General features: G+C 62.8%; 9 protein-coding genes. 3 read left to right on the top strand and 6 right to left on the bottom strand.

Annotated features, from left to right (window positions below; all coding sequences use genetic code 11):
* Window positions 1–268 (top strand): hypothetical protein (locus NMG46_RS29320; RefSeq protein ID WP_254820755.1); only part of this gene is annotated, 268 nt, incomplete at its 5' end.
* 122 nt (window positions 269–390) lie between these two features.
* On the opposite strand, the gene NMG46_RS29315 is transcribed toward NMG46_RS29320, so the two are convergent.
* From NMG46_RS29315 to NMG46_RS29295, 5 genes are read right to left on the bottom strand one after another with little or no spacing between them, the layout of a single operon-like run.
* On the bottom strand, window positions 391–1,572 hold the full coding sequence (locus tag NMG46_RS29315; protein WP_254820754.1) for a M20 aminoacylase family protein: 1,182 nt from the start codon (window positions 1,570–1,572) through the stop codon (window positions 391–393).
* A gap of 42 nt (window positions 1,573–1,614) precedes the next feature.
* On the bottom strand, window positions 1,615–2,388 hold the full coding sequence (locus NMG46_RS29310) for an amino acid ABC transporter ATP-binding protein (protein ID WP_254820753.1): 774 nt from the start codon (window positions 2,386–2,388) through the stop codon (window positions 1,615–1,617).
* The gene (locus NMG46_RS29305) at window positions 2,375–3,295 is read right to left on the bottom strand and encodes an amino acid ABC transporter permease (RefSeq protein WP_254820752.1); all 921 of its coding nucleotides are present in this window, start codon (window positions 3,293–3,295) and stop codon (window positions 2,375–2,377) included. The genes NMG46_RS29310 and NMG46_RS29305 overlap by 14 nt, the downstream gene beginning before the upstream one ends.
* Window positions 3,296–3,303: 8 nt before the next feature.
* Window positions 3,304–4,173: an ABC transporter substrate-binding protein gene (locus tag NMG46_RS29300; protein WP_254820751.1), complete on the bottom strand. Its 870-nt coding sequence runs from the start codon at window positions 4,171–4,173 to the stop codon at window positions 3,304–3,306.
* A 31-nt stretch (window positions 4,174–4,204) separates the two neighbouring features.
* Window positions 4,205–5,179, bottom strand: a complete 975-nt coding sequence (locus NMG46_RS29295; RefSeq protein WP_254820750.1) for a nitrate ABC transporter substrate-binding protein — start codon at window positions 5,177–5,179, stop codon at window positions 4,205–4,207.
* Between the two features lie 103 nt (window positions 5,180–5,282).
* Between NMG46_RS29295 and NMG46_RS29290 the strand changes: the two genes are divergently transcribed.
* The gene (locus NMG46_RS29290) at window positions 5,283–6,626 is read left to right on the top strand and encodes a PLP-dependent aminotransferase family protein (RefSeq protein WP_254820749.1); all 1,344 of its coding nucleotides are present in this window, start codon (window positions 5,283–5,285) and stop codon (window positions 6,624–6,626) included.
* Between the two features lie 25 nt (window positions 6,627–6,651).
* On the opposite strand, the gene NMG46_RS29285 is transcribed toward NMG46_RS29290, so the two are convergent.
* Entirely contained in the window at window positions 6,652–8,010 is a 1,359-nt protein-coding gene (locus NMG46_RS29285; protein WP_254820748.1) for an NAD(P)-binding domain-containing protein, read from the bottom strand.
* A 249-nt stretch (window positions 8,011–8,259) separates the two neighbouring features.
* On the opposite strand from NMG46_RS29285, the gene NMG46_RS29280 reads away from it, so the two are divergent.
* The gene (locus NMG46_RS29280; protein ID WP_254820747.1) at window positions 8,260–8,973 is read left to right on the top strand and encodes an XRE family transcriptional regulator; all 714 of its coding nucleotides are present in this window, start codon (window positions 8,260–8,262) and stop codon (window positions 8,971–8,973) included.
* Window positions 8,974–9,216: the final 243 nt, after the last annotated feature.

The following is a 9,216-nucleotide window of genomic DNA, read 5'->3' as shown; positions in this document are numbered from 1 at the left end:
TCGCGAAGATCATCCGAAAGCGGTCGCGTCATCCGATACTGGCCTCCACTCCAGCCAGCATCTTGAATCACAGAACCGACTGATCGGGAATCCCCTTCGATTCCGTCAAATCAGGAACCGCTCTAGCGGCGTGGAGGGCGTGCAATCGTTCGATGATCTCACTATTGCGCAAACTGGAACCGACACCATCATTACCGCGGGAGTCGATCAAGTTACTCTCGCAAACTTTACGAACACGCTGACAACGAGTGACTTTTTGTTCGTCTGAGAGCGAAACTCTTATCCTATTCGAAGAGGCGGAATGCGGTGAGAGCTCGTTGAGGATCGTCGGACGGCCGGCCGGCCAATTCTGCTCGGCCGGCCGGCCGACAATCCAAGCCGCAGGGATGATCAAGCGGCCAGGAATCTCTCGGTCAATCGAGCCCAGAGCGCTGCGCCGACGGTCAGATTGCCGTCGTTGAAATCGTATTTCGGGCTGTGCAGGATGGCTGAATCCTCGCCGTTTCCGAGGCGCAGGAAGCAACCGGGTTTGTGTTCGAGGAAATAAGAAAAATCTTCGCTGCCGGGGATCAACGGGCAGACGAACACCTTGTCCTGACCGACGAGTTCGACAGCGACGTCTGTCGCGAAGGACGTCTCGCCCTCGGAATTGATCACCACCGGGTAGCCGCGCTCGTAATCGATCTCGACCGTTGCGCCATGCGCCTGCGCCACAAGTGCTGCGATATTGCGAATTCGCTGCTCGAGCGTGTCGCGGATCTCGGCCGAGAAAGAGCGGACGCTCAGTGTGATCTCGGCGTGTTCCGGGATGACGTTGGAGGCCGTGCCGCCGTGAATGGTGCCGACGGTAACGACAGCCGTCTCGATCGGGTTGACGTTGCGCGACACCACCGTCTGCAGGGTCATGACGATGTTGGCGGCAGCGACGATCGGGTCGACCGTCAGGTGCGGACGCGAGGCGTGGCCGCCACGCCCGGTTATCTTGATCGTGACGGTATCGCTCGCCGCCATCAGCGGCCCGGCGCGCATCAGGAACGAACCCGTCGGCGCGCCCGGATGGTTATGCAGCCCGAATATCGCATCGCAGGGAAAGCGCTCGAACAGGCCGTCGGCGATCATCGCCTGCGCCCCGCTTCCCTTGCCGGCTTCCTCGGCCGGCTGGAAGATGAGGTTCACCGTGCCGTTAAAATGCCGCGTGCGCGCCAGGTATTCGGCGGCGCCGAGCAGCATCGTGGTGTGGCCGTCATGGCCGCAGGCGTGCATCTTGCCGCTGGCCTGGCTGGCATAAGGGAGATTGGTCGCTTCGGTAATCGGCAAGGCGTCCATGTCGGCGCGGATGGCGATGCTGCGGCCGCTGCCCTGGCGCAAGCGGCCGACGACGCCGAGCCCGCCGACATTGCGCGTCACCTCGTAGCCCCAACCTTCGAGCCGTTCGGCAACGTATGCAGCGGTTTCGTGCTCCTGGAATGAAAGCTCGGGATGCGCGTGCAGGTGCTGGCGAACCGCCGCAAGCTCGGCGGCCTTGTCGGCGAAGTCGGAAATGTCGGCGAACTGGTTGGAGGTCTTTGGCATGGGAGGTCCTTTGCCGAGCACGTAATCGTGCCGGCTTTGCTGTCAGATGAAACGGCTTAAAAAGGCCCGCGTGCGCGGGTGCCTGGGTTTGGCGAGAACCTCGTCCGGAGGCCCGGCCTCGATCACATTGCCGTCGTCCATGAACACCACCCGATCCGCCGCCTCGCGGGCAAAGCCGATCTCGTGCGTGACGACGATCATGGTCAAGCCCTGCTTGGCAAGATCACGCATGGTGGCGAGCACCTCGCCGACCAGTTCCGGATCGAGCGCCGACGTCGGCTCGTCGAAGAGCATCAATTTCGGGCGGATGGCGAGCGCGCGGGCGATGGCGACGCGCTGCTGCTGGCCGCCTGAAAGCTGGCGCGGATAGGCGTCGATCTTGTCGGCGAGACCGACACGGGTCAGCAGTTCGCGGGCGTAGCCGATCGCCTCCTTGCGGTTCTCCCGGTGAACGCCGACCGGAGCCTCGATGACGTTCTGCAAGGTCGTCATGTGTGGATAGAGGTTGAACTGCTGGAACACCATGCCGATCTTGCGCCGCTGCGCCGCGATCGCCCGGTCGGAGAGTTTGTCGAGCCGGCCGTTGTGCAGCCGGTAGCCGATCTGCTCGCCGTCCACCTCAATCGACCCTTGGTCGATCGCCTCCAGATGATTGATGCATCGCAGGAAGGTTGATTTGCCGGAGCCGGACGGTCCGAGAATGACCACCACCTCGCCAGGCGCGACGTCCAGGTCGATGCCCTTCAGCACCTCGAGCGGGCCGAACGCCTTGTGAACGTTGCGCGCCCTGACCAGGGGCGTGTCATGCGCGCTCATTGGCGGCCTCCAGTGTGGCGGTCGCCGTCTTCTCACGCGCGCCGCGGTCGCCGCGGCTGTAGTGGCGTTCGATCGCGCCTTGCGCCACGTTGAGAATCGAGGTGATCAGCAGGTACCACAGCACTGCAACCATCAGCAGCGGAATGATTTCGAAGGTGCGGTTGTAGATCGACTGCACCGAGTAGAGCAGGTCGGCCATGGCGATGACGCTGACAAGCGACGTCGCCTTGATCATGCTGATCAGCTGATTTCCGGTCGGCGGCACGATCGACCGCATCGCCTGCGGGATGATGATGCGCCGCAAGGCCCGCGCGCGCGTCATGCCGAAGGCTTCAGCCGTTTCGGCCTGTCCCTTGTCCACCGACAGCAGCCCGCCACGAATGATCTCGGCCATGTAGGCGGCCTCGTTCAGCGCCAGACCAAGAACGGCGGCCGTCAAAGGCGTGATCAGGTCGTTGGTGTTCCAGCTGGCGAAGCCAATGGAAATGCGCGGAAACAGCGTCGAAAGGTTGTACCACAGGATCAATTGCACCAGCAGCGGCGTTCCGCGGAAGAACCAGATGAACAGGCCGGAGAGAAAGGATGCCAGCCTGTCGTTTGACATGCGCGCGATGGCGAGCAGCAGGCCGAGCACGATGCCCAGGATCATCGCCACGACCGTCAGGCCGAGCGTTACGGAAAGCCCCTGCATGACCGTCGGATCGAAGAAATACTGGGCGACCACCGGCCAGCCGAAATTCGGGTTGAGCGCGACGATATAGGCGAAGCCGGCGGCGACGGCGACGGTGAATGCCCAGAGCGCCAGCCGGACGAGCGGGAATGGCCGGTGGGCTCGTTTGACGTCGCGCAGCGCGTCGTCGGGACGTCGCGGCAGCCCGGCCGCGTAGGCAGCGGTCGCGTCGGTCATGGCAGCCTCTACTGGCCCTGGTTGATGCCGGGCGCGTCGATCATGTTCTTCTCGAGGCCCCACTTCTTCATCACCGCGGCGTAGGTGCCGTTCTTCATCAGGATCTTGAAGGCGTCGAGCAGCACGCCGCCCAGCGGCGAACCCTTCTTGACGACGGCGCCTTGGTAGATGTCCTTGAAGCCGTTGGCCTGGCCGACCCCGGCGAGTTCCAGCTGGCCCTTCGCCTGCTCGACGAAATAGGTCAGCGGCGCCTGCGAGGAGAAGAATGCGTCGGAGCGTTTCGACCGGACGGCCAGTATCGAGCTTGGCTGGTCGGTGAAGGATTGCACCTCGACGGCCGGCTTGCCGCCCTCGGTGCATTTCTGCGCCTGCTGCTTGATGACCTTTTCGGCCGAGCCACCCGACATCACGGCAATGCGCTTGCCGCACGCGGTGTCGAGCGAGGTGATGCCTTGCGGGTTGCCCTTCTCGACGGCGAAGACGACGTATTCGCGCACCCAATCGACGAAGTCGTTGGACTTCTGGCGGTCGGGATAGTCGCCGACAGGCCCCATCGCGAACTGATAACGGCCGGCATTGATGCCGCTCAGCAAAGCCGGCAGGCCAGCGACCGAGGCATGGTCGACCTCGACGCCGAGCAACTGGCCGATGGCGTCCGAAATGTCCTTGGTCGCCCCTGTCAGTTCGGTGCCAGTGACGATCTCATAGGGCGGGAACGAGCCGTTGTTGACAGCCGTGATCTTTCCCGCCGTGCGGATCTCTTCCGGCAGCCGGGCGCGCAAGTCTTCGTTCACCGATTGCTTTTGGACGTCCTGGGCAAAGCTGGCCTGCGCCAGCATGGTGACGAGCGAGGCGAATATGAAGCTGATTGTCCTCATGGCATTCTCCTTCGTGTTCTTCGTTGCGTTGTCAGGCTGCGGTGGCCCGCGACCTGGCCTCGAAAGGAAACAAGGCTTCGGCGGAAATCGGTTCCGTCAGAATGCCCTGGGCATGGAGCTCGATGACGAAATCCTCGATCATGCGCCGGTTGGCAGGCAGGCCGCTGGCGTTCCAGGAGGCAGGCAGGTCGCGCCCCGCATGAAGCAGCTCCTCGAGGACCCACGGCGAGGTGTCGGCATATTTTCGGCGCTTTGCCGTCCAGACGCGCTGGCTTTCGTCGATCAGCCTGGCGAGTTCCTGCGGCAGCCAGGGATGTTCCCTGGCCATTGCAGCCTTGACGGCGACCAGATGCATGCCCGGCACATAACCGACGTCGGCGAAATAGGCGCGTTCGGCCGCGCGAAAATCGCGCAGCACTTGCCGGAAGCCGGAAGCCGGGCCGAAAAAGCCGTCCGGCATGAAGGGCGTGAAAACGGCGTCGAGCTCGCCTTGCGCCAGCAGCTCCATCATCGGGCGCTCGCCCGGTGCTGCTTCGATGCGCCCCGGCCTGCCGAATCCGTCGAGGCGGTCGGCGATCGGGTGCTCGGATGTCAACCGGCCGGCAAACCAATAGGCATCCTCGATGCCGACGCCCTCCCGGCGAAGCGCCCCGCGCGTCCACGTGTTGCCGGAATCGCGCCAGCCGGTGACGCCGATACGTTTGCCGGCAAGGTCGGAAAGCTGCTCCAGCGGACTGTCCTCGACCGTGATGATACAGCGATGGCGAAAGCCGCGCATAATGAAACACGGTAGTCCAACCACCGTATCGACGCCCAAAGCCATGGCCGACACATAACGGCTGAACGAGACCTCCGCCGCATCGTAGTTCGGATCGGTGCCGAGATCCGCGATCAGCGTGGCGACGCGGTCAACCTTCACCGACAGGCGGTTGGAGGCGACGTCACCCAGGACCAAGGGAGTGAGATAGTCCCAATCGCGGGTGGCTATAGTGATCGAAACGGCCATCGGCATGAACTTCAAAGCTATGTTTGACCGGCGATAGGTAAATGTTTATTTTCTGCCGATCAAATGTTATTATGTTATTGAACATTAGCTTCAACGGTCGCCGATGCCGATGGATTTCGATGCAGGATGGTTCGCCGAGCGCCTTGGCGACCGCACGACGCGCGGCATCGCGCGCGAGACCAGTGCGCTGATCAGAAACGGCGCGCTGCCTGTCGGCGCAAAACTTCCGCCGGTGCGCGATCTGGCCTATGTGCTTGGCGTCAGCCCAGCGACGGTTTCGCAGGCGTGGAGCGAGTTGCGGCGCTACAAGATCATCGGCGGCCGCGGACGCAACGGCACCTGGATCATGGGCAACCGCTTTGCCGCCCGGCCCGAGCGCCACATGAGCGGCGGCAATTACGGACAGGATGTTCTGAACCTGGCGATCGCGGAGCCCGATGTGAGGCTCTTGCCGCCGCTCGACATCGCGCTGGCGCATGGTGCGCGCGCCGAAAAGCTCAACAGCTACGAGCGGGTGCGTATCCTGCCCGAGCTGGAGGCCGCAGTGCGCCCGTCATGGCCGTACGATCCCGGCGCGTTCCTGGCCACCAATGGCGGTTACAACGCGATCTACACCTTGCTGCATGCGCTGGTCCCGCCGGGAGCGCCGGTCGCTATCGAGAACCCGACGGCGCTTCGCCTGCTCGACATCCTCGAAGATCTCGACGTACCGATCATCCCGGTGGATTGCGACGGTGAGGGCCCCTTGCCGGACGCGCTCGCCAGCGCTCTGCGGCAGCGGCCGGTCGCGTTCCTGTTCCAGCCGCGCGTCCATTCGGTGACCGGCGCCTGCATGTCGCCGGAGCGGCTGGAAGTCATTGGCGACCTGCTCTCCGGTACCGATGTGCTGATTGTCGAGGACGACGGCGTCGGCGATATTGCCTCGGCGCCGCGCATCTCGCTTGGTCGGCGTTTTCCCGATCGCGTCATCCATATCCTGTCCTATTCCAAGACCCATGGCCCTGACCTGCGGCTCGCCGTCCTGTCCGGATCGGCGACGATCGTCGAGCAGATCCAATCCTACCGCAGCTTCAGCTCGGGATGGACCAGCCGCATCCTGCAGGCGGCCACCGCCTGGCTGCTGCAAGACCCGGCCACGGCCGCCCTGGTGGACCGGGCGAAGCAGGTCTACCGCCGCCGCCGCGAACGGCTCGCCTGCGAACTGGCCAAACGCAATGTCGTGATCGACGCCGGACACGGTCTCAGCGTCCTCATTCCGGTTGCTTCGGAACCTTACGCGATGGTCACGCTGGCCGCCCACGGCATCGCGGTCCATGCCGGAGCGAAGTTTTCGACGGGAAAAACGAACGCTGTCCGCGTCGCGACCAGCATTCTGGACGAGGAGCACCTCGAGCACGTCGCAAATTCCCTGGCGCTGGCAGCCGACCCGGCGCGGGAAGTTGTCTGAGGCAAGGCAATCGCCGTTCGGACTGCTACTCCGCCGCCACGCCCTTCACCTCGAGATAGCTCTCCATCGAATCGTCCATCGCCTGCAGCCAGGGCGTGTGGTGCAGCGGCGCCATCGTGCCGGTCATCAGCGAGCGGTAGGCATGGTCGCGGAAGCCCATGATGTCTTCCGCCTTGTGGTGCTCCCATTCCATGAAGGTCCGATTGACGGCCTCGACGTCGAAGCCCGGATAGTCGGTCTGCTCCATCAACTCCTTGGTGTAGTCGCCCTGGAACCAGATCATCTGCTCGGCGTCTTCCAGCGTCTCCTCGCGTGCCCGCCATTTCCGGCCGTGCTCCGCCATCGCTTCGGCCGAGGGCAGCTTGATACGGCCCATGATGACGTCGCGGGCGAACCAGGCCTGCGCGTCGAACATGTTGAAGGTGTAGAACTGGTCCTGCATGCCGATATAGGACAGCTTCGGGTTTTTCTCCCAGACGACGCCCTCGTAGAGCCCGTCCGGCCACATACGGTTGGCGGTCTTCAGCTTCAAATCCTCGGTGAGGAACGGGAAGGAATGGAGGTAGCCGGTGCACAGGATGATGGCGTCGACGTCTTTGGTGCTGCCGTCCTTGAAATGCGCGGTCTTGCCGACGACCTTCTGCAGCAGCGGCACTTCCTTCCAGTTCTCCGGCCATTTGAAGCCCATCGGCTTCGAGCGGTAGCTCGAGGTTATCGATTTGGCGCCGTATTTGTAGCATTGCGAGCCGATGTCCTCGGCCGAATAGGAGCGGCCGATGATCAAGATATCCTTGCCCTTGAATTCCATCGCGTCGCGGAAATCGTGGCTGTGCAGGATGCGACCATTGAAGGTCGAGAAGCCCTCGAAATAGGGAACGTTGGGCACGGAGAAATGCCCCGAAGCGACGACGACATTGTCGAACTCTTCCGAATAGGTGACGTCGTTGGTGCGGTCATGCGCGGTGACGGTGAATTTTTTCGTCGTGTCGGAGAAGGTGACCATGCGCACCGGGCTGTTGAAGCGCACCCATTGACGCACACCCGATTTTTCGACGCGGCCCTTGATGTAGTCCCACAGCACGGCACGGGGCGGATAGGAGCCGATCGGCCGGCCGAAATGCTCCTCGAACGTGTAGTCGGCGAATTCGAGGCATTCTTTCGGCCCGTTCGACCAGAGGTAACGGTACATCGAGCCATGCACCGGGTCGCCGTGCTCGTCGAGGCCGGTGCGCCAGGTGTAATTCCACAGGCCGCCCCAGTCGGACTGCTTTTCGAAGCAGACGATCTCGGGAATATCGGCGCCCTTGTCGGCGGCCGACTTGAAGGCCCGGAGCTGGGCCATGCCGGACGGCCCGGCTCCGATGACGGCAACACGATCTTTCATGCGGGCCTCCCAATCTCATTTCTCTAACGAAACAAATTTCACTGACAGGACAGTAATTGCCCCTTCGATGCTGTCAACAGGGCTTGTCGCGAAACCGCGCTTCGCCGAGCTGGATTTCTAAACGACGTGGAAGCTCGGGCGAAATCCGGTCATTGCGCAATTCGGCTTGCCGTGAGAGTTGCGCTTCTGTATCGGCACCGAATATGTTCACCGTGAGTGAAATGAATCGGCAAGGTCCGGGGTGGCGAAATGGCGAAAAAAGCATCCAGTCTGAAGCATGATGCCGGCGCCGTGGCGGGCAAAGCCAAACCCGCCGCGATCGAGCCGCGCAAGATACGCGTGCCGCTCACCCAGAACCCGCACGCCATTCGCGACACCCGCGAAAAAGTGCTTGAGGTCGCGATCGGCCGCGAGGTGCGGGCATTCCGCAAAAAGCTCGGCATCACCGTCGCCGATCTGGCTGCCGCCACCGACATTTCGCTCGGCATGCTGTCGAAGATCGAGAACGGCATCACCTCGCCATCGCTGACCACGTTGCAGGCGCTGTCGCGGGCGCTCGGCGTTCCCGTCACCGCCTTCTTCCGCCGTTTCGAGGAGGAGCGCAGCGCCGTTTTCGTCAAGGCCGGCGAAGGCCTCGACGTCGAACGCCGCGGCACGCGCGCCGGCCACCAGTACAATTTGCTCGGCCATATCGGCTCCAACACCAGCGGCGTCGTCGTCGAACCCTATCTGATCACGCTGACCGAGGATTCCGACGTGTTCCCGACCTTCCAGCACGAGGGCATGGAATTCCTCTATATGCTCGAAGGCGAAGTGGTTTACCGGCACGGCAGCAATCTCTATCCGATGAAGCCCGGCGACAGCCTGTTCTTCGACGCCGATGCGCCGCACGGACCGGAAGTGCTGAGCGTTCTGCCGATGCGCTATCTGTCGATCATCTGCTACCCGCAGAGCGCGGGTTAGCGGAGCTCGATCTCCCCCTTGCTCGCCTCGTGAGGGAGATCGGCGGCTTCGCGACGGCGCCTCTTTTGCAGCGTTGGTGATCAGCGAAAGCTGAGGTGACATCCAATCTCCCCCTTGAGGGCAGGGCTATCGCATATGAGTGATGGCATTGATGAGATAGTCGTCGTTCCAGGCGCATTTCTTGATGCGATGGCTGATGGGGACTTTGGCTGCATCGGCGGTCTGAAGGATGTTTCTGGCGAG

It is taken from the genome of Mesorhizobium sp. LMG 17147 (genome assembly GCF_024297145.1).
In the GTDB taxonomy this organism is placed as follows: Bacteria; Pseudomonadota; Alphaproteobacteria; order Rhizobiales; family Rhizobiaceae; genus Mesorhizobium.
This window is presented reverse-complemented; position numbering and strand designations above follow the sequence as displayed.